General features: G+C 67.8%; 18 protein-coding genes. 14 read left to right on the top strand and 4 right to left on the bottom strand.

The window, feature by feature from the left end:
- Positions 1–2 precede the first annotated feature (2 nt).
- The 7 genes from ACZ3HV_RS23495 (at position 3) to ACZ3HV_RS23465 (ending at position 4,834) form a co-directional block, all read left to right on the top strand.
- Positions 3–923 (top strand): acetamidase/formamidase family protein, encoded by a 921-nt coding sequence (locus ACZ3HV_RS23495; RefSeq protein ID WP_465687112.1) that lies wholly within the window; start codon positions 3–5, stop codon positions 921–923.
- Positions 920–1,915 carry an alpha/beta fold hydrolase gene (locus ACZ3HV_RS23490; RefSeq protein WP_465687111.1) on the top strand — a complete coding sequence of 332 codons (996 nt, stop codon included), beginning with the start codon at positions 920–922 and terminating at the stop codon, positions 1,913–1,915. Before ACZ3HV_RS23495 ends, ACZ3HV_RS23490 begins: the two co-directional genes overlap by 4 nt.
- Before the next feature lie 12 nt (positions 1,916–1,927).
- On the top strand, positions 1,928–2,842 hold the full coding sequence (locus tag ACZ3HV_RS23485; protein WP_465687110.1) for a proline iminopeptidase-family hydrolase: 915 nt from the start codon (positions 1,928–1,930) through the stop codon (positions 2,840–2,842).
- 9 nt (positions 2,843–2,851) lie between these two features.
- Positions 2,852–3,316 carry a helix-turn-helix transcriptional regulator gene (locus ACZ3HV_RS23480; protein ID WP_465687109.1) on the top strand — a complete coding sequence of 155 codons (465 nt, stop codon included), beginning with the start codon at positions 2,852–2,854 and terminating at the stop codon, positions 3,314–3,316.
- A complete protein-coding gene (locus ACZ3HV_RS23475) occupies positions 3,313–3,741 on the top strand; it encodes a VOC family protein (RefSeq protein ID WP_465687108.1) in 429 nt (142 codons plus the stop codon). The genes ACZ3HV_RS23480 and ACZ3HV_RS23475 overlap by 4 nt, the downstream gene beginning before the upstream one ends.
- 62 nt (positions 3,742–3,803) lie before the next feature.
- Positions 3,804–4,157 carry a GntR family transcriptional regulator gene (locus ACZ3HV_RS23470; protein WP_465687107.1) on the top strand — a complete coding sequence of 118 codons (354 nt, stop codon included), beginning with the start codon at positions 3,804–3,806 and terminating at the stop codon, positions 4,155–4,157.
- A gap of 323 nt (positions 4,158–4,480) precedes the next feature.
- On the top strand, positions 4,481–4,834 hold the full coding sequence (locus tag ACZ3HV_RS23465; RefSeq protein WP_465687106.1) for a carboxymuconolactone decarboxylase family protein: 354 nt from the start codon (positions 4,481–4,483) through the stop codon (positions 4,832–4,834).
- Positions 4,835–4,840: 6 nt separating this feature from the next.
- Here ACZ3HV_RS23465 and ACZ3HV_RS23460 read toward each other — a convergent pair whose 3' ends face one another.
- Positions 4,841–7,084 (bottom strand): helix-turn-helix transcriptional regulator, encoded by a 2,244-nt coding sequence (locus tag ACZ3HV_RS23460; protein ID WP_465687105.1) that lies wholly within the window; start codon positions 7,082–7,084, stop codon positions 4,841–4,843.
- 131 nt (positions 7,085–7,215) lie between these two features.
- Between ACZ3HV_RS23460 and ACZ3HV_RS23455 the strand changes: the two genes are divergently transcribed.
- From ACZ3HV_RS23455 to ACZ3HV_RS23440, 4 genes are all read left to right on the top strand, one after another.
- On the top strand, positions 7,216–7,371 hold the full coding sequence (locus ACZ3HV_RS23455; protein WP_465687104.1) for a hypothetical protein: 156 nt from the start codon (positions 7,216–7,218) through the stop codon (positions 7,369–7,371).
- 189 nt (positions 7,372–7,560) lie between these two features.
- Positions 7,561–8,685 (top strand): AI-2E family transporter, encoded by a 1,125-nt coding sequence (locus ACZ3HV_RS23450; RefSeq protein WP_465687103.1) that lies wholly within the window; start codon positions 7,561–7,563, stop codon positions 8,683–8,685.
- A gap of 109 nt (positions 8,686–8,794) precedes the next feature.
- Positions 8,795–9,139 (top strand): carboxymuconolactone decarboxylase family protein, encoded by a 345-nt coding sequence (locus tag ACZ3HV_RS23445; protein ID WP_465687102.1) that lies wholly within the window; start codon positions 8,795–8,797, stop codon positions 9,137–9,139.
- Positions 9,140–9,163: 24 nt separating this feature from the next.
- Entirely contained in the window at positions 9,164–9,736 is a 573-nt protein-coding gene (locus tag ACZ3HV_RS23440) for a hypothetical protein (protein ID WP_465687101.1), read from the top strand.
- Between the two features lie 77 nt (positions 9,737–9,813).
- On the opposite strand, the gene ACZ3HV_RS23435 is transcribed toward ACZ3HV_RS23440, so the two are convergent.
- The gene (locus ACZ3HV_RS23435; protein WP_465687100.1) at positions 9,814–11,235 is read right to left on the bottom strand and encodes a DUF2252 domain-containing protein; all 1,422 of its coding nucleotides are present in this window, start codon (positions 11,233–11,235) and stop codon (positions 9,814–9,816) included.
- Between the two features lie 72 nt (positions 11,236–11,307).
- Entirely contained in the window at positions 11,308–12,585 is a 1,278-nt protein-coding gene (locus ACZ3HV_RS23430; RefSeq protein WP_465687099.1) for an adenylate/guanylate cyclase domain-containing protein, read from the bottom strand.
- Between the two features lie 155 nt (positions 12,586–12,740).
- On the opposite strand from ACZ3HV_RS23430, the gene ACZ3HV_RS23425 reads away from it, so the two are divergent.
- Complete coding sequence (locus tag ACZ3HV_RS23425) at positions 12,741–14,759, top strand: GxGYxYP domain-containing protein (RefSeq protein WP_465687098.1); 2,019 nt, start codon at positions 12,741–12,743, stop codon at positions 14,757–14,759.
- Between the two features lie 68 nt (positions 14,760–14,827).
- Here the strand turns inward: ACZ3HV_RS23425 and ACZ3HV_RS23420 are convergent, their stop codons facing one another.
- The gene (locus tag ACZ3HV_RS23420) at positions 14,828–15,430 is read right to left on the bottom strand and encodes an AMIN-like domain-containing (lipo)protein (RefSeq protein ID WP_465687097.1); all 603 of its coding nucleotides are present in this window, start codon (positions 15,428–15,430) and stop codon (positions 14,828–14,830) included.
- A 107-nt stretch (positions 15,431–15,537) separates the two neighbouring features.
- Between ACZ3HV_RS23420 and ACZ3HV_RS23415 the strand changes: the two genes are divergently transcribed.
- Both ACZ3HV_RS23415 and secA2 read left to right on the top strand, forming a co-directional pair.
- Positions 15,538–16,335, top strand: coding sequence for a GNAT family N-acetyltransferase (locus tag ACZ3HV_RS23415; RefSeq protein ID WP_465687096.1), 798 nt, complete (start codon positions 15,538–15,540; stop codon positions 16,333–16,335).
- A gap of 45 nt (positions 16,336–16,380) precedes the next feature.
- A complete protein-coding gene (secA2, locus tag ACZ3HV_RS23410) occupies positions 16,381–18,867 on the top strand; it encodes an accessory Sec system translocase SecA2 (RefSeq protein ID WP_465687095.1) in 2,487 nt (828 codons plus the stop codon).
- Positions 18,868–18,895: the final 28 nt, after the last annotated feature.

Here is an 18,895-nt window from a genome sequence, read left to right as displayed (position 1 = left end):
CGATGGACCACAAGCTCGACGCAACCCCCCAGACCACCGTCGACGTGTTCAGCGCCGAACTGCCGCCGGTGCTGACGATCGACCCCGGCGATACGCTGACCGTCTATTCGCTGGATGCTTCGGGCTACCTGTCGCCCCAGACCACACCTGGTGAGCAGCAGCCGAAGATGATCGACGAGGCTCGCGGCCACTGCCTGACCGGGCCGATCGCGGTCCGCGGCGCACAGCCTGGTGACGTGCTCGCGATCCACTTGGTCTCCCTCACTCCGGACCCTTGGGGCTGGACCGTCGCCGGCGCCCTGAAGTCGCCGGTCACCGAGCGGCTGGGCGTCACCGATCAACCGGCCTGGCTGCTCTGGGATCTCGATCCTGATGCTGGAACCGGCCGCTGCAACGGCGGCTTCACCCGTGACCTCGCACCGTTCCTCGGCGTCATCGGCGTGGCTCCCGAGGCCGGCGGCGAGCATTCCACGATCCCGCCGCGAGCAGTCGGTGGCGGCAACATCGACTGCAAGTCCCTGGTCGCGGGATCGACCCTCTACCTGCCGGTCGCGGTCGCCGATGCGATGCTCAGCCTCGGCGACGGTCACGCCGCCCAAGGCGATGGTGAGGTGGGCGGTACGGCGATCGAGTGCCCGATGACCACGACGCTGACCGTCGACCTGGTCCGCGAGCCGCGTCCGATCGAGTCGATCCACGCGGAGACCCCGGCCGGCCGGATCACGTTCGGGTTCGACGCCGACCTGAATGTCGCGACCGGCGACGCGCTGGACGCGATGGTGCGCTGGATGCAGGCGATCCTCGACGTCGGCAAGAGCACCGCCCTGGCGCTTGCCAGTACCGCCGTCGATCTCCGCATCACCCAGGTCGCGAACCAGACCTGGGGAGTCCACGCCCTGCTCCCGGCCGGCGTCCTGGCATGAGAACCGGCAGCTTCGAACTCGGCGACCTCAAGCTCGAGAAGGGCGGTGTCATCCGCAACGCCAAGCTCTCCTGGCAGACCCACGGCACGCTCTCCCCGGCGCGCGACAACGTGATCGTCTACCCGTGCAGTTACGGCGCGACGCACGAGACCCAGGAGTGGCTGATCGGGTCCGATGGGGTGCTGGACCCCGAGCGGTGGTTCGTCGTCATCCCGGACATGTTCAGCAACGGGCTCTCGTCGAGCGCGTCGACGGATCCGGAGTTTCCGTCGCTCGTCACGATGGCGGACAACGTGCACGCGCAGTACCGGCTGCTGACCGAGCTGTTCGGGATCGATCGACTCGCCGCGGCGTACGGGTTCTCGATGGGCGCCGGCCAGGCGTACCACTGGGCGGCGCTCTATCCCGGCTTCGTCGAGCGCGCGATCGTCGTCTGTGGGAGCGCGCGGACCTCGCCGCACAACCGGGTCTTCCTGTCCGGCCTGCTGCGGATCCTCGAAGCCGCTCCCGAGTACGCCGGCAACGGGCGGTTCACGGCTGAGCCGGTCGCCGCCAAGCGCGCTTTCGCGCACGTGTACGCGGGGTGGGGGCTGAGTCAGGACTTCTACCGGGCGCGGTTGTTCGAGTCCGTGCTGGGAGCGCCGGACCTCGACTCGTTCCTGCAGACCGACTGGGTGGATCGCTTCGCCGAGGGCGCCGCCGCGGACCAGTACGCACAGGCGCTCACGTGGCTGGAGGCCGACATCAGTACGTCGTACGACGGCGACCTGGAGGCTGCGCTCGGCGCGATCACGGCTCGCGTACTGCTGATGCCGTCGGCCACCGATCTCTACTTCCGCACCGCGGACAACGAACTGGAGCTCGCCTCGTTGCGCAAGGCGGAACTGGTGGAGATCCCCAGTATCTGGGGTCATCGCGCAGGCTCACCCCGCGACATCCCCGCCGACCTCGCCTTCCTCCGCCGGCACGTGCGGGACTGGCTGGATGCCTGAAAGGACACTGTGATGAGCATCGCCGAGTCGTACGAGATCCTGCCGCCGAGCCGTGAAGGCCGAGTGCCGTTCTCGGCCGGCGAGACCTGGTATCGGATCACCGGGGACCTGGGCAGCGGAGTCACCCCGTTGGTGATCGCCCACGGTGGCCCGGGGGCGACGCATCAGTACTTGCTGTCGTTGACAGCGCTCGCGGTCGGTAGACCCGTGATTCATTACGACCAGTTGGGGTGTGGGAACTCGACCCATGTGCCTGATGCGGATCCGTTGTACTGGACCGTTGAGCTGTTCCTGGCTGAGTTGGACAATCTGCTGGAGCAGCTGGAGATCGCGGACGACTACCACCTGCTGGGGCAGTCGTGGGGCGGCATGCTGGCGGCGGAGCACGCCGTACGGCGTCCTGCGGGTTTGCAGCGACTGGTGATCTCCAACTCGCCGGCGTCGATGTCGTTGTGGCTCGAAGCGGCTGCGTCGTTGCGGGCGGAGTTGCCGTCGGAGGTCGAGGAGACGCTGCGCAAGCATGAGGAGGCGGAGACGACGGACTCGCCGGAGTACGAGGCCGCGATGAAGGTGTTCTACGACCGGCACGTCTGCCGGGTCGTGCCCAACCCGCCGGAGGTGACGGCGGCGTTCGCGTCGATCGAGGACGACCCGACCGTCTACCACACGATGAACGGGCCGAGTGAGTTCCACGTCGTCGGGAGCCTGAAGGACTGGACGATCGTCGACCGGCTGCCGCGGGTCGCCGTACCGACGCTGGTCGTCTCCGGCGCGTACGACGAGGCCCAGCCGGTGTGCGTGGCGCCGTACGCGGAGCTGATCCCGGATGCGCGCTGGGAGGTGTTCGCAGAGTCGAGCCACTTGCCGAACGTCGAGGAGCCGGAGCGGTACGGCGCGGTCGTGGAGTCGTTCCTGCGGGGGGACTAGGCTCGAATCGTGTCGATCGTCGTGCCGGTGGAGTTGCTGCCGCACCTGCGGCGTGCCCGGGATGTTGCTGACCGCAACTATTCCGGGCCGCTCGACCTGGCCGGGCTGGCGGCGGCCGCCGGGGTGTCGAAGTACCACTTCCTGCGCTGTTTCGCGGCCGAGTACGGCGAGACGCCGATGCAGTACGTGAGTCGGCGGCGAATCGAGCGCGCCACCGACCTGCTGCGAGCGACCAACCTGACCGTGACCGAGGTGTGCGGGCTGGTCGGGTACAGCAGCCTGGGGTCGTTCTCGCAGCGGTTCACCGAGCTGGTCGGGATGACGCCGACCGAGTACCAGCGGACCCAGCCGGGTGCCCGGATCCCGGGCTGCTTCGTCTTCATGCTCGGGCTGAACTCCGCAATTCCGGAGAAGCAACCGGGTGCCGCTGCGGCCTACCGTCGTACCAGCGACAACGACGAGGAGGAACCGTGATCACCAACGTCAGCCTGGTGACCGTCTATGTGAACGACATCGACGAGGCGAAGGCGTTCTACACCGAGAAGCTCGGGTTCGTGCTGGGGGAGGACATCACGCTCAGCGAGGACTTCCGCTGGTGCACGGTGCACCAGTCCGACCATCCCGAGCTCGAGCTGGCGCTGATGCTGCCCGGCCCGCCGATGGACGAGGAGTCCGCGGCCGCGATCAAGCGGATCATGGCGAAGGGTTTGATGCACGGGGTCGGTCTGGCCACCGACGACTGCCACAAGACCTTCGCCGAACTGGTTGCCAAGGGCGTCGAGTACATCCAGGAACCGTCCGATCGCCCGTACGGCGTGGAGGCGGTGCTGCGGGACAACTCCGGCAACTGGCTGGTCCTGGTCGAGCAGAAGCCCTACACCGCGGCTGACTTCGACTGAGCTTGACTCCGAGTCTTTGTATCAATACGTTTGGCACAAAGACTCGGAGGGAGCTGGCCGGGATGATCATCTCGGTGGATCCGGCGGCCGCCAAACCGCCGTACGAGCAGGTGAAGGACCAGATCGACGGACTCATCCGGTCCGGAGAGCTGGCGCAGGGGACGCGTCTTCCCACAGTCCGCCAACTCGCCGGTGACCTCGGTCTGGCGGTCAACACCGTCGCTCGCGCCTACAAAGAACTAGAGGCCGAACGCCTCGTGGAGACCCGTGGTCGCAACGGCACCTTCGTACTGGCCTCCCGCAGCCGAGTAGACGACGAAGAGACCCGAGCCGCCGCCACCGTCTTCGCCCGAGCCGCCCGCCGAGCCAACCTCACCCTCGCCGAAGCCACCGAGATCCTCCACCGAGCCTGGTAGAGGAACCGGGGTCGAGGTGTGCTGGGGGCTGCGCCGACAGCCTTCTCCACTACCTGGAAGGCTCAGTCGGGCTAGGTCACCGATTCGATCTCTCCTGCTCGCCAGGACTTGTCGAAGAAGGGCTGCAGCGGGCTGTACAGACGCAGAATGATGAACCAGCCCTTCTCCGGGTCGGTCTGGCTCGCCCGGCGGCCGGCCTGGGGCGATTCACATCATCTGAGTGATGCGAGCGGTGGCAGCTCCGCCGTTCAATGGGGTGTCCCGAACCGAGACTTGTCCGACGACGGGGGTCGGGCGTGCTGGCCGGAGAGGAAGCGTTTCCCTTGGACTACACCGCCGTCCTACGCCGCCTCGCCGTCCACGACGACCGGCTGGTCGCAGATGTCCGCGGCGGTGCGGACGCCCAAGCCGCGGGGCTTGATCCGACTCTCGATCCGAGAACGCTGGCGCTGGTGCGGCTCGCGGCTCTGGTCGCGGTCGGCGGAGCGGTTCCGTCGTACGGCGCTCAGGCCGATGCCGCCGTCGACGCTGGAGCGACCGTAGCCGAGATCGTCGAGGTGCTGGTAGCGGTCATTCCGGTCGTCGGGCTGCCGCGCGTGGTTGCGGCGGCCCCGAAGCTGGCGCTGGCGCTGGGGCACGACGTCGACGACACCTTCGGGATGTCGCCTGGTGGGTGATCGCGGTCAGCTGCCGAGTAGACCGATCCGGGTGGCCTGTTGCACGGCGTCGTTGCGTGAGGTGACGCCGAGCTTGCGGTAGATCGAAGCGACTTCGGAGCTGACGGTGTTGCGGCTGACGAACAGCCGTTCTCCGATCGCGCCGATCGTCAGATGCGTCTGCAGGTAAGGCAGCAGCCGCAGCTCGGCGCCGGTCAGGGGGGCGCGGGTCGCTCCGATCTGGGCATTCGCTGCCACCGTCTGACGGACCTCTGACACCTGGTCGACGAGCGCGCCCAGGGCCGGCCGGTGCCGCAGGATCTCGTCGATCTCTCGCAGGAGATGGCGAGCGGTGGCCTGGTCGCCTCGTGTTGAATATGCCTTGGCGAGCTGCAGGCGGGCGCGCACTGCGAAGAAGGGCAGCACGTACGTGCACGACGGACGGGCCCGCATCGCCCGCGCGAGCTCTCGGTCCGCCTCCGCAAGATCGCCGCGGTGCACCGCAAGGCGAGCCGCCACGGCGAAGGCGAGCACGCTGACCGCGTAGTCGTACATCCGATGCTCGTCGATCACTGCGAGCGCCCGCTCCACGCGTTCGGCTGCCTCTGCCCAGAGTCCGTGATCCATCGCCAGGAGTGCGAGCTCGGCCTCGCCGTCGACGACCGTGTCGGTGTTGCCGAGTGCCGACCCGATCGCGACCGCCTCGACGAACAGCATCCGTGCGCTGCCCACGTCGGCAGCGAGCAGACGCGCGTGCGCGGAGAGCACGACCGCCGTGTCGAGCCAAGGGCTCCACGTCGGCTCCTGGGCCACCGCGGCGCTGGCGTCAACCATCATCTGCTCGGGCCCTGAGGCGCACATGACGGCGCGCAGCATGGCCCGAGCGGAGTCGAACGACGCCGTACCGTCCACCGGCATTTGGTCGAACGAGGCGGCATCCACGATCTCCGCCCACCGTTCGGCCGTCGCAGTCTGCCCGGTCAACGCGGTCACCCAGCCCGCCAGTACGGCGAGCGGTGGATATCCCTCGACAGCGGAGTCGCCCAGCGTCGAGAGCCACCGCTGGACGGTCGACATCTGGCCGGCGTTGTACGTCGGCAGCACCAGGGCTGCGATCATCTGGACGCACCGGTCCCACTCAGTGGTGTTCAGCAGGTGCTCGACGGCCACGGCCGGAGATCCGTTCGTCTCGTACCAGTCGGCGGCGCGAAGATGCAGTTTGGTGAGGGCCTCGGGCTCGACGCGTCGCAGCTCCCCGAGGAGGAACTCCCGGTACAGCGCGTGGTAGCGGAACCACTCCCGGCGACGGTCGAGCGGGATCAAGAACGAGTTCGACGCCTCCAGACCGCGCAGCCGCTCCTGCCCGCCGGGTTCGCCCACGACAGCATCACACAGCGGGGCAGACAGCTGATCGAGCACCGCCGTACGCCGCAGGAAGCGCTGGGTCTTCTTGGGCAGCAGCATCAAGGACTCGCGGTACAAGTAGTCAGCCACATAACGGTCGTCGCCGGAGACTTTCAGCCCCCGGTCGCGGTCGTGGCGCGCGATCACCGCGGCGAGGTAGAGGCCGACTGGCCAGCCCTCGGTCCGCTCGGTCACCGCGGCCGCCTGTTCGTGAGGGATGCCGACGCGAGCTTCGGCGAAGATCTGCTCGGCGCCGGTCTCGTCCAACGCCAGGTCGCCCGCCTCGAGTTCCACCGCGTCACCCGACGCGCGGAGCCGTGGCAGGTGGGGCTGCTCGAACCGGCTTGCCACGACCAGCTGGGAGCCTTCGGGTATTCCCGAGATCGCCACGCCCAGGGCGTCGTGACAGGCGGACGCACGGAGCTCATGAAGATCGTCCACGATGAGCACGAACGGTTCCGGACTCGACCTGAATGCCGAGGCGAGGCGCGGCGCGGCACGGCCCAGCACATCCACGCACAGGCCGCCCATGTCGGCGGCCAGGCCGGCGTTGTCCGGCGAGACCCGAGCGAAGGCCGAGGCCAGCAGTGTGAGCAGAACCGCGGGGTCGTCGTCGTAGCGGTCCAGGGACACCCAGCCGACCGGACGATCCTCGACGAGCGCCCATTGCGCCAGCAGGGTCGTCTTGCCGTAGCCCGCGGGTGCGGTCACACCGACGACGCGGCAGCCGCTCGCGCGCGTCGCATCGACGATCTCGGCGCGACTGACCGAACCCCGGCGAGGCTGTGGAATCGAGAGCTTGGCCTCGAGCAGGGATTGGTCAAGCTGAACCGCAGCCGGAGCCGCGGCGCCAGGTCCCTCCCACACGACCCAGAACCTACGTTTACCGCGGCATGAGGACCTCATCCCCGGCGAATGAAAGCGGATTCGCAGGTTCACGCAATCTGCATGATGCGGTGCCCTCTCCTTACGAGTGCGATCGGAGCATCGAGCGAGCGGTGACGACGGAGGTCATCATGGCGACCGGCTACTACGAACAGGCGCGGCGGCTGCGCAACGCGGTGGAGCCGGTGGCGGACGCGGCGCCGTGGCCCGCGCGGGGTGTCTACTCGAGACTGCGCTCGGACGCTGCGCAGTGCAACGGGAAAGCCTGACCATGAACGAGCTGCGCCCATGAAGCCACTGACTGCCCGGCGGCGACGGCGGCTCATCGCGCGGGAACTGCAGCTTCGCGTTCATCCCCTACAACCCGTTCTGGGCAGTGGCGATCATTGCACTCGACGTCGCGAGGTGACCCGGCGCCGCCGACCGTCGTACCTACCGGCGGCGGCAGGAGGTATCAGATGATGAACACGCCCAGCTCGGCACGCGACGTCTACGAGCGGACCCGGCCTTTCGCCCTGACGCTGCTCCTGGGAACCGCCGCCTTCACGATCGCCTTGGTCGGAGTCCGGGCCATCGCCGACATTGTCGGGCCGGTGTTCCTGGCCCTGGTCATCACGGTCACCCTGCACCCGATCCGCCGCCGGCTCGAGCGGCATCGTCTTCCCGAATGGGCCGCCTCGGCCATCATGCTGGTCGCCGCGTATTTGCTGCTCTTCCTCCTCACCCTCGCACTGATCGTCTCGGTGGCGCAGCTGGCCGCGCTGCTCCCCGGGTACACCGCCCAGATCAACGAGGCGGTCGCGAGCGTGGGCAACACCTTGCGCGGCCTCGGGGTCAAGCAGGATCAGATCAACGCCGTGGTCGAAGCGGTCGACCCGGCGCGGATCGTCGACCTCGCGATGTCGGTACTGTCCAGCACGCTGGCAGTTGTCAGCAATCTCTTCTTTCTGTTCACCGTCCTGCTCTTCATGGCCTTCGACACCGACTCCCTCCGCCGGGGTCTGGCCACGGTGGGCGAACACTTCCCCAACCCCGTGGCCGCGCTGGACAACTTCGCGCGGGGCGCTCGCAGCTACATGGGCGTCTCGGCCGGCTTCGGACTGGTCGTCGCGGTCCTCGACGGCATCGCCTTGCAGATCATGGGCGTACCCGGGGCGTTCGTGTGGGCGGTGCTCGCGTTCGTCACCAACTTCATTCCCAATATCGGCTTCGTGATCGGCGTGATCCCACCCGCGCTGATCGCGCTGCTGGACAGCGGTCCCGGGCAGATGATCGCGGTCATCGTGGTCTACAGCGTGATCAACTTCGTGATCCAGTCGGTCATCCAGCCACGCGTGGTGGGCGACGCCGTGGGACTCACGGCGATGCTGACCTTCCTGTCCCTGGTGTTCTGGACCTGGGTCATCGGGCCGCTCGGCGCGCTGCTCGCCGTACCACTCACGCTGCTCACCAAGGCCCTGCTGGTCGACGCCGACCCCCGCACACGGTGGGCCTTGCCCCTCATCGCCGGGACGCCGGCGCCGGGCAAGGAGCCGAAGTCCAAGGCCGCGCCCGAACCTCTCCAAGAGGAACCCTCGGGCTGAGGTCGCGATGGGGTTCGTTCGATCTGTGTGATGCCTCGCATCGATCGCAGGCGCAGGGTGGGCTGTGGCGCCGGACTCGCCGTCGCAGCAGACCTTCTGAGGAGAAGCCATGTCGGACCTCGCCGCATCGGAAACCCCCGTTCTCGACCTCCTGGAGCGCATGACCGTCGATTCCGTGGCCACGTCGAGCCTCGATGTGCAATCCATCGCGCTCGTCAGACTCGCCGCCCTGGTGGCCAGCGGCGCGCCTGCCGTGTCCTACGCCCTGAACCTGGCCGTCGATGCCGAGGTCGGCCTCGGCGTCGACGAGGTACGCGGCGTCCTCGCCGCGATCGCACCCATTGTCGGAACCTCGCGCGTCGCCGCGGCGACAGGCCGCATCGCGCTGGCGCTCGAAGTCGCCATCGAGGTGGCCTCGGCAGAGCTGGAAGGCGACCTCGACACCAGTGAGTAAGCGCACTCACGATGCGTGACGCCGATGACTGACCAGCCGAACCTTTCGCGCGACGCTCGCCAGACCGACCTGGGATTGCGGCGGCTGGCCACCATCACGGTCGCGACAACGCTCATCGTGTGGTGGCCGGCCTTCACCCTTGGCGTGTACCGGGTGATCTTCTTCGAGCAGATCTTTGCACTGTGGGCGGCGGCCACAGCGGCGTTCGTCGTCGCCGTGCTGCTGCTCGGACGGCGCGCGCAGCCCGCCGTCTACTCACTTCTGCTCCCGTCGGTCTGGATCTTGTTGACCTTGCTGACCCCCGCCGACACCACCAGCCCTGGCCACGACGTCCTGTTCTGGCTTGGCGTGGTAGTGACACTCGCAGGGTTCCCCGCGATGGTCGCGCTCGTCCTCGTCATGGTCGTTCCGGACGTGGAGTCTGTACGTCGCCCACGCGACAATGTCGTGGCGATCGGAGCGATCGCGCTGGTCGTCGTCCTGTCCTTCACGCTGGGCACCCAGCACCCTCGCGTGCTGACCTGTGAAGACTTCAAGATCAGCGGCAACGACCAGCCCGCCAACTGCACTCAAGGTATCGGCGTCATCGGCCCCTGACGGAACACCATTCCCGGACTCGACGCCGCCGCAGATTCAACCCTTGCTCCCCTCCCACAAAGTAGGGACACAGCGGGTTAGAGATTGGTCGCGGCCTCGAGTCTTCCTGCGTCGACCGCCTCCGCGAGTTTCTTGTGGTCTCGGTCGTTGATGTCGGCGTAGGTGACGGCGAAGTCTGCGATTGCGTGGTCGAAGGTGTCGGACTTGCCGAGGTAGCCCGCGATGGCGACCTCGTCGCCTCCTCTGCCGTGTGCGCGAGCGAGAGTCCAGCCGCACAGGGCGCCGTAGATGCCCAGGCCGCCGGGAGTGAGCTTCGACGGGTCGATCTCGCCCTTCATGTCCCAGAGCTGACGTACGTAGTAGTCGTTTCCGCTCGGCGCTGTCGACCAGCCGAGGAACTCGTCCGACAATGCCTGGAGCAGACGCTGGCCGGCCACCACCCGACGCCCGTGATTCGGATAGCCGCTGCCCTTCAGGTACGGCTCGAGCACGGATTCCTCTGCCTGCTTGACCTGGAGGAACAGCACGTCGTCCCGGCTCTTGCCCCGCATCAGGACCACGAAACAGCGGGTGCCGACACTTCCGACGCCCACCACCTTCCGCGCCATGTCGACGATCTCGTACTGGTCGAGCAGCGCTCGCCGGTCGTCTCCAAGGCTCGCCCGGTACCTGTCGAAGGCCAGCTGAACGCCCGCGGCAACTCGGTTCGCGTCGTCGGCGGCCCACAGTTGCCGGACTGGGACCAGCAGTGGCGGGCGGCTGGCCAGACGTACCGTCGTACCGTCCCTCCGGCAGAGCCTGGTCAGGGCGCCCAGACTGTTGCGCTCCCTGGCCCGCGCGAAGATCTTCTCCAGCCGGTCAGGAGCAAGCTTGGGTGCCCTGACTCCGAACTCCGCCTCCAGCTGCCGGGCAATGTCATTCAGCTGATCGGACGACATGTGCAGGTACCACAGCTCGATCGTCGCCAACCCGGCGAAGTCGAGCATGGCCTCTCGGTAACCACGCACGGTCAGCCAAGCCGCAGCACGTTGCTGGTCGTGACCGAGGCCCTTCTGCCGGGCAGCGATCGCAACGCTCGCCGCCAGGCGCTTCACGTCCCACTCCCACGGCCCCGGCAGCGTCTCGTCGAAATCGTTCACATCGAAGACGAGGTCCCGCTCCGGCGACGCGAACAGTCCGAAGTTGACCAGGTGCGCATCACCGCACACCTGAACGGTGATGCCACTCGTGGGAGTCCCGGCGAGATCGTTCGCCATGATCGCCGGACCTCCGCGGAAGAAGGCGAACGGCGACGACAGCATCCGGCCGTAACGGATCGGGACCAGGTCCTGCTCGCGGGTCGCGGCCTGTTCCTCGAGGATGTCGACGGGGTCCGGCCGATCGGGAGCCGGTTCCCACTCGGCATGAGTCCGCCGCGGCTCCCGCTTCCGAGCCGCCTTCCCCACCGCCCACCGAGCCTGCGTACTCAGGTCACGCGGACCAGTCGCCCCCTCGCCCATAACCACAGGGTCGCAGCTCCGTTCGCCCGACAACAGGCCAAGCGGGGCCGGCCGAGCGGTCGTTGGCGGGTGCTAGGGGCGGTCGAGGAGGAAGGTTTGCATCGGGCCCTTTCCCTTGACCTCGATGGTGCCGCGCGGACGTACGGCGAACTCCGGGCCGAGGGCGGCGGCGACCCGTCCCGTGACCTGGATCTCGCCGGGCGGGCCGTGGGACTCCATCCGGCTCGCGGTGTTCACAGTGTCGCCCCAGAGGTCGTAGATGAACTTGCGCCGGCCGATCACGCCTGCCACCACCGGTCCCGAGTCGATTCCGATCCGGACCTCGAGCCACTCCTGCCCGGGCAGGGCTGCGATCCGGGCGACCTCGTCGCGCAGCGCGAGCGCCGTACGGGCGACCGCTGCGAGGTGGTCTGCCCGTGGCTTCGGTAGCCCGCCGACCAGCATGTACGCATCGCCGATCGTCTTGATCTTCTCGACCCCCTCGGCGTCGGCGATCCGGTCGAACGCGGAGAACACCTGGTCCAACAGCTTCACGACGTCCGCCGCCGCCATCATCGCCGATCGTGCCGTGAAGCCGACGATGTCGGCGAAGAGCACGCTCACAGCGTCGTAGTGTTCCGCGATCACCCCTGGCTCCGTCTTGAGGCGCTCGGCGATCGGCTCCGGCAGCACGTTGAGCAGGAGCCGCTCCGAACGCTCCCGCTCGGCCTGGAGATCCCGATGGGCTCGCTCCCGTTGCTCCACGAAATAGCCGAGCATCACGTACGCGCTCACCATGACGCCTGCGATGTTCAGCGCCAGGAACGTCTCCACGAAGCCGGGTGGCAGTGCCGACGGGGATTGGGCGAGTCGGGAATCGATCAGGGCGAGCACGGCCAGCTCGACGAAGAACGCCACCAGCCACGCCACGGAGCGCCGGATACCGAGCAGCGCGAGCGCGGCCAGTGGTGTGAACACCGCCCAGAGGATCATCGCGCTCGAGGCCACGAAGCCGCCGAGCGAGACCTGCAGCAAGGCCGGAAGCACCAGGAACGCCAGCAGTTGCGTGGTGCGGAACGTGGCGAAACGCCGCGTCCGGGCCAGGACGGCCAGCCCGATCACGGTGATCACCTGGTAGAAGGCTGGGATCGCCGCCGAGACCGGATCGCCGTAGGCGAGGTACGTGGTCACCCAGATCGTGGAGATCGCCGCGATCAGCAGCGACGAGAAGATGAGCGTGCCCTGTCGGAGCCGCTCGTCGTGGGTGTCCTCCGGCCGAGCCCCGAGATCGCCGAGCCGCTCCAACCGGCGGGCGACAGCCCGCCTCGGGCGACGCCCGTGGACGCCACCCTGAAGCCAGGACCCGGTCACCTGAGGATCGTATGGCCGCGTGGGACGGACCGGTCCTTCGGAAACGATTCCAAAAAACCTTGGTCAACGTTGTAACGAGGTCTGTACAGAGTGTCGTGGCGTTGCTAATCTCCCGGCTGATTTGACATCGATGTCAACCTCAGGGAGTGGTCACGATGGTTTCGAGACGGACGTTCCTGGCGGGCAGCGGTGCGGTGACGGTGGGCGGACTCGGGCTCAGCTCGGGTCTCGGCACCCAAGCGCAGGCTGCGGTTTCATCGACGTCCGGCAGCCCCGCTCGGCTGCTGCCGGTGTTCAACCGCCCGAAACACCTGGACTACGGCGACGTCAGCAAGCTCAGCGGTGGCGATCAGACCCTGCTGACAACGTTGCAAGGCGTGGTCAATCGCACTGAGCCCGAGCTCTACTTCAGCTACGACACCGGCACCATGAGTACGCCGGACGTCAAGTGGCTGACCGACATGCACCTGCCCACCACGACGTACGCGAACCCGCTGGATCTGGTCGCCAAGTACCGGAGCCGGATCCGCGGCGCGATCGTGCACGACCCCGCCGTACCGGATTCGCTCAACGTGGCCACGACTTTGGCCGGCCTGGAGAACGCCGTCGTCGCCGATGCCGACCAGGCCAAGGCGCACGGTCTGCGGATCGTGAAGGACCTGCGTGGGATGTTCGACGACGACCGGGTGAAGACCTACCGGTGGCAGCTCGACAACCTGTTCCCGCTGGTCACCCACAAGCTGCTCGCGGGCCTGCCGCCGACCCGGGTTGTCGCGGTCGAGAACGTGCAGTGGCAGGAGATCGCCCGCGAAACAAGGCAGATCCGGGACTCGTCGAACCGTGGCAACTACGACCTGGACGTCTCGGCCAAGCTCGGTCAGGAGGCGGTGTTCGTCCGATTCCAGGACTCGTTCACCGACGACGGCTGGGGTCCTTCGGTCTCCGAGGTGACGGTCAAGGCGAACGGCACCCAGATCGCGCACTTCCTGCCGGGCACTCCGGAAGAGGAGCCCTACCTGTTCGACGGCGTCAACTCGTCGATCGGTGGAGAAGCCAACCGCTTCAGCGATGGCGGCGGTTACTACATCTACCGCTTCCAGCCACCCGCCGGTACGACGTCCCTCGTCGTCACCGTGACGATGTGGAACCAGTACCTGGTGACGGCGACCGACACCGCACCGACCCGGATCGAACCGTTCGCGTACTTCCGCGACTACGTGGTGGCCACCAAAGCCCTGGTGAGCTGGCTGCCGCCGGCCGGCGAGACGGGGGAGTTGCTGATCGAGCACTTCGCCAAGTACCCGACGCTCGCGCCGTACATGGGCTGGTTCGCCAACGACGTCTCCGGCGAGTGGGACGGCGTCGACCTCGCCTCGCAGGGCGGTTCGCCAGTGGTCGCGGCGGACTTCTACATGAACGGGACCGTCCACGCCGGGTTCACCGCCCCGATCTCGGACACGCCCCGGCCGGTCCGGCGGATCACCAGGCCGAAGAACAAGGTCTACCTGACGCTGACCTTCGGCGAGGGCGACAACATCCAGTACTGCCAGCGCCGGCTGCGCGACATCTGGGACGACCCGAAGCGCGGCCAGGTGCCGACCAACTGGACCATCAGCCCGTTGCTCGCCGAGACCGGACCAGGGTTGTACAGCTACTACCAGCGGACCGCGACGGCCAATGACCTCCTGGTCTGCGGTCCGTCCGGCGGTGGCTACACCTACCCCGCTTCGTGGCAGGCCGACCAGCTGACGCAATACCTGCAGATGACTGGTGGGTTCATGCGTCGGACCGGATTGGATGTGATCTACGCGTACAGCGGTCGGCAGGACAACAAGTGGATCCTGCTGTCCAAGGAGATCGCGGAGGGCTTCGCCAAGTACACGCCGGTGAAGGGCATCATGCAGACCTGGGACGGCGACCCGCTGACGACCCGTCAAGGTGGTCTGCCGATCACGGGTGGCTGGGGCGCGCCCGGTAAGGCTGTCGAGTTCAAGGGCGCGCTGGACCAGCGGATCGCGAACTGGGACGGCGCGAGTCCACTGTTCATCTCGGGCCTGATCGGCGCGTGGTCATGGACGCCGTCGGACATGGCGGAGCTCGGAGCGCTGCTCACCGATCCGTACGAACTGATCCTGGCGAACTCCTTCTACGACCTGCTCAACCGGGTGCTGTAGCCGAACGCACCGCGGTCGCCCGGGAGGAGGACCCGGGCGACCGCTGGGTGGGGGCTTTACCAGTTGGCTTACCAGTGGTGCGCGACGTCGATGACTAGCCTGGTGTCAGAACCTGGGCCGGCCAGCGTGAAGACGCGGAACGGGAGCCGGGCGCGGACACCGAGCCCGATCGTCGTCTGCCCCTCGAAGCTGCCGGCGGAGGCGACCTGGCGGAACGTGCTGTAGCCCGCGACGTTCGTCAGCTCCTTCGGGTTCTTCGGCTGGTACGTCGTCGTGCCGGCCGAGCTGTACGACGGGGCGCGCACGACGATCTGCAGTTTCGCGCCACCCCGCAGCGGGACCAGGAAGCCGGCTCCATCGGTGTACACGTTCTTGACGTAGCGGACGTCGTATCCGGCGGCGGGCCGGCCGGCCAGCTCGACGACGAGTCGGTCGAAGCAGGCATGCCGACCGGTGCGGACGGTGGTGACCGGGGCCTGCGACATCCGGCTGTTTGCCTCGGGCAATGATCCCCAGCCTCGCGGGCACGAGGTGGTGGTCGAGGCGGTCGTGACGGTACGGGGGGCGGAGGACGAGCCGACGATGGCCGGCGCGGCGATCGCGGCCGCGGGGATCGCCATGATGGCGACGGCGGCAAGGATCGTCTTGTGAGTGATGTGGTGGATGTTCATGATCTGGTTCCCCCCTTGTATGGACAATTACTTGGACGACACCAGTTGCCAACTGGTTTGCTTTTTATCCTGGTGATTTCAGGTAGTCGATCGGGCACGATGTGCAGATGACCCCTGATGAACTGCTCGACGTGTTCCACCGCCGGATCCGGCTTCCGGATGCCGACGCGATCCCCGGCTGGAAGCAGGAGCACGACGGCCTGGTCCATCGCTCGTACGTCGAAGGGCCAGAGGGTGCCGGGTTCGTCGAGACGCCCCGCGGCCTGGGCGACGATCCGGACGCGGTGATCGCGGGCCAGGTGGAGTTCTTCCGTGACCGTGGGTTGCCGTTCGAGTGGAAGACGTACGCGTACGACGAACCGGGCGATCTTGGTGAGCGGCTGCTCCGGGCGGGGTTCAGCCGGGAGGAGCGGGAGACGCTGATCCTCGGTGAGGTCGACCGGATCCTGGAGCGGCCGTCCGCGCTGCCGTCGAAGGTGCGGCTGCGGGAGGCTGAAGGACCGGACGACTACCGCCGGATCGCCGAACTGACGAACACCCTGTGGGACAGCGGGCTGGCGCGCATCGTGGAGCAGTTGCAGGGCGAGGCACGGATGTTCCCGGACCGGCTGTCGGTGTTCCTGGTCGAGGACGCGCTGAAGGGGCCGGACGGGCCGGCGGTGTCGGCCGCGTGGATCCGGTTCCATCCGGGGACCGGGTTCGCGAGCCTGTGGGGCGGCGGAACGTTGCCGGAGTGGCGGCGGCAGGGGCTCTACAGCGCGCTGCTCGCACACCGGGCGCGGCTGGCCAAGGAGCGCGGATACGAGTTCCTCCGGGTGGACGCGTCCGAGGACTCCCGCCCGATCCTGCAGAAGCTGGGGCTGCACGCGGTCACCACGACCACGCCGTACGAATGGACGCCGTGACCTGATGAGTGGAACGACCGGTCAAGGCTGTACGTTGCCTGCATCATGGCCCTGAAAATCGCGTCTCGCTTCCGCCGGCTGCTGCAGCGCCCCGGCTCGATCGATCTCGGCCCGTACGAGCGGCTCACCCAGCTGGTCGGCGAGGCGGAGGAATCGGTCCTGTCCCTCACCGACGAGGAGCTCACCGAGGCGGTCGCCGAGCTGCGCACCACCGGCGGGCTGCACGAGGACGATCAGATCGAGTTCCTCGCGCTGGCCCGGGACGCGGCCAAGCGGGCGATCGGCGAGCGCGCGTTCGACGGCCAGGTCGTCGGCGCGCTGGCGATGCTGCAGGGCCGGATCGTCGAGATGGCCACCGGCGAGGGCAAGACGCTGGCCGGCGCGTTCGCCGCCGCCGGGTACGCCGTCGGCGGCCGCAACGTGCACGTGCTCGCGGTGAACGACTACCTGGCCCGCCGTGACGCCGAGTGGATGGGCCCGGTGTACGACCTGCTCGGGGTCAGCGTGTCGTTCATCGGCCAGGCGTCCACGCCGGAGGAACGGCGGACGGCGTACCAGGCGGATGTCTGCTACGCGCCGGTGAGCGAGATCGGCTTCGACGTACTGCGGGACCGGCTCGTCACCGATGTGGCCGACCGGGTCACGGTCGACCCGGACGTGGCGCTGGTGGACGAGGCCGACTCGGTGCTCATCGACGAGGCGCGGGTGCCGCTCGTACTGGCCGGTGCGACCCGGACCGAGGAGCTGGACGAGGACGTGGTCCAGCTGGTCCGGACGCTGCGCGCGGGCGTGGACTACGAGATCGACGGCGACGGCCGGACGGTCGCGCTGACCGACAAGGGCACGGACAAGGTCGAGGAGACGCTCGGCGGGATCAACCTGTACGAGGACGACAACCTCGACCGGCTGACGCAGATCAACGTCGCGCTGCACGCCGAGGTGCTGCTGCGCAAGGACGTCGACTACCTGGTCCGCGACGGCAAGGTCAGCCTGATCAACAACAACCGCGGCCGGATCGCCAAGCTGCAGCGCTGGCCCGACGGTCTGCAGGCCGCCGTGGAGGCGAAGGAGGCCGTTCCGGTCAGCGACTCCGGTGAGGTGCTGGACAGCATCACCGTGCAGGCGCTGGTGAAGGGCTACAAGACCCTGTGCGGCATGACCGGTACGGCGGTCGTCGTCGGGGAGTCGCTGCAGGAGTTCTACGAGGTCGACGTAGCCGTCGTACCGCCGAACAAGCCGAACGTCCGCGTCGACGCTCCGGACCGGCTGTACCTGACGTCCGAGCAGAAGAACGTGGCTTTGGTGAAGCACATCGCCGAGGTGCACGAGGCCGGGCGGCCGATCCTGATCGGCACCCACAGCGTGGAGGAGTCCGAGCAGCTGAGCGACCGGCTCGAGGCGGCCGAGATCGCGCACGTCGTGCTGAACGCGAAGAACGACGCCGAAGAGGCCGCGATCATCGCCGAGGCCGGTGTGCCGGGGACGGTGACCGTGTCGACGCAGATGGCCGGCCGCGGTACCGACATCCGGCTGGGTGGCAAGGACGAGTCGCACGACAAGGAGAAGGCCATCGAGCTCGATGGCCTCTACGTGATCGGGACCGGCTTGCACGCGTCCCGGCGGCTGGACGACCAGCTGCGCGGGCGCGCCGGGCGCCAGGGTGACCCGGGCGGGTCGCTGTTCTTCGCCAGCCTCGGCGACGAGCTCGTGACGCGGTTCTCCGTTTCGTCCGGCCTGCGACCGCATCCGGATGAGAGTGGGCAGCTGACCGATCGCAAGTCGCTCGGTGTCCTCGAACAAGCCCAGCGGGTGGCGGACGGCGCGAACGCCGAGCTGCACCGGACGACGTGGCAGTACCACCGGCTGACCGGGCAGCAGCGGGCGATCCTGCTCGACACCCGGGAGAAGGTGCTCACCGAGGACCTGGCCGCCGAGGAGCTGTCCGAGCGGGCCAAGGAGCGGTACGACGAACTGGTCGACGAGGTCGGCGAGGACGTGGTGAAGGCGGCGGCGCGGCGGATCGCGCTGCGTCATCTGGACCGGCGCTGGACCGACCACCTGGCGTACCTGGCCGACCTGCGCGAGGGCATCCACCTGCGTTCGCTGGCCGGTGGCATCGTGCACCTGAAGCCGATCGACGAGTTCAACAAGTCCGCGATCGCGTCGTTCGACACGCTGATCGCGGACTCCTGGACCGATGCGGTCGAGACGTTCAAGGACGCCGAGATCACCGCCGAGGGTCTGGACGAGGAAGCCAGCGGCATCCCGCGCCCGACCGCGACCTGGACCTACCTGGTCAACGACAACCCGTTCGGGACCGAAGCCGACCGGATCCTCGGCCGGCTCCGCAACGCCATCAAGCCCGAGTCCGTCGCCGAGTCCGAGGAGATCCTCCCCGAGGAGTTCGACGAGGACGACCTCCCCGAAGAACTCCGCGACCTGGACGACGAGGACGACTTGCCGGAGGAGCTCCGCGACGCGGACGACGCGGACGCGGATGAGGATGAGAAGAAGCCTGACAGCAAGGCGTAGACCTTCGACTTTGGTCTAGAGGCCCTAG

It is taken from the genome of Kribbella sp. NPDC020701, from assembly GCF_055562215.1.
Note: the sequence above shows the minus strand (reverse complement) of the source record. Positions and strands in the feature narration are given on the sequence as shown.

Excerpts from the sequence above, each read along its gene's own strand:
- ACZ3HV_RS23450 (WP_465687103.1), top strand. The coding sequence starts at position 7,561 with ATGATGAACACGCCCAGCTCGGCACGCGACGTCTACGAGCGGACCCGG.
- ACZ3HV_RS23420 (WP_465687097.1), bottom strand. The coding sequence starts at position 15,430 with ATGAACATCCACCACATCACTCACAAGACGATCCTTGCCGCCGTCGCC.
- ACZ3HV_RS23425 (WP_465687098.1), top strand. The coding sequence starts at position 12,741 with ATGGTTTCGAGACGGACGTTCCTGGCGGGCAGCGGTGCGGTGACGGTG.
- ACZ3HV_RS23415 (WP_465687096.1), top strand. The coding sequence starts at position 15,538 with ATGACCCCTGATGAACTGCTCGACGTGTTCCACCGCCGGATCCGGCTT.
- ACZ3HV_RS23490 (WP_465687111.1), top strand. The coding sequence starts at position 920 with ATGAGAACCGGCAGCTTCGAACTCGGCGACCTCAAGCTCGAGAAGGGC.
- ACZ3HV_RS23485 (WP_465687110.1), top strand. The coding sequence starts at position 1,928 with ATGAGCATCGCCGAGTCGTACGAGATCCTGCCGCCGAGCCGTGAAGGC.
- ACZ3HV_RS23470 (WP_465687107.1), top strand. The coding sequence starts at position 3,804 with ATGATCATCTCGGTGGATCCGGCGGCCGCCAAACCGCCGTACGAGCAG.
- ACZ3HV_RS23435 (WP_465687100.1), bottom strand. The coding sequence starts at position 11,235 with ATGGGCGAGGGGGCGACTGGTCCGCGTGACCTGAGTACGCAGGCTCGG.
- ACZ3HV_RS23440 (WP_465687101.1), top strand. The coding sequence starts at position 9,164 with ATGACTGACCAGCCGAACCTTTCGCGCGACGCTCGCCAGACCGACCTG.
- ACZ3HV_RS23495 (WP_465687112.1), top strand. The coding sequence starts at position 3 with ATGGACCACAAGCTCGACGCAACCCCCCAGACCACCGTCGACGTGTTC.
- secA2 (WP_465687095.1), top strand. The coding sequence starts at position 16,381 with ATGGCCCTGAAAATCGCGTCTCGCTTCCGCCGGCTGCTGCAGCGCCCC.
- ACZ3HV_RS23445 (WP_465687102.1), top strand. The coding sequence starts at position 8,795 with ATGTCGGACCTCGCCGCATCGGAAACCCCCGTTCTCGACCTCCTGGAG.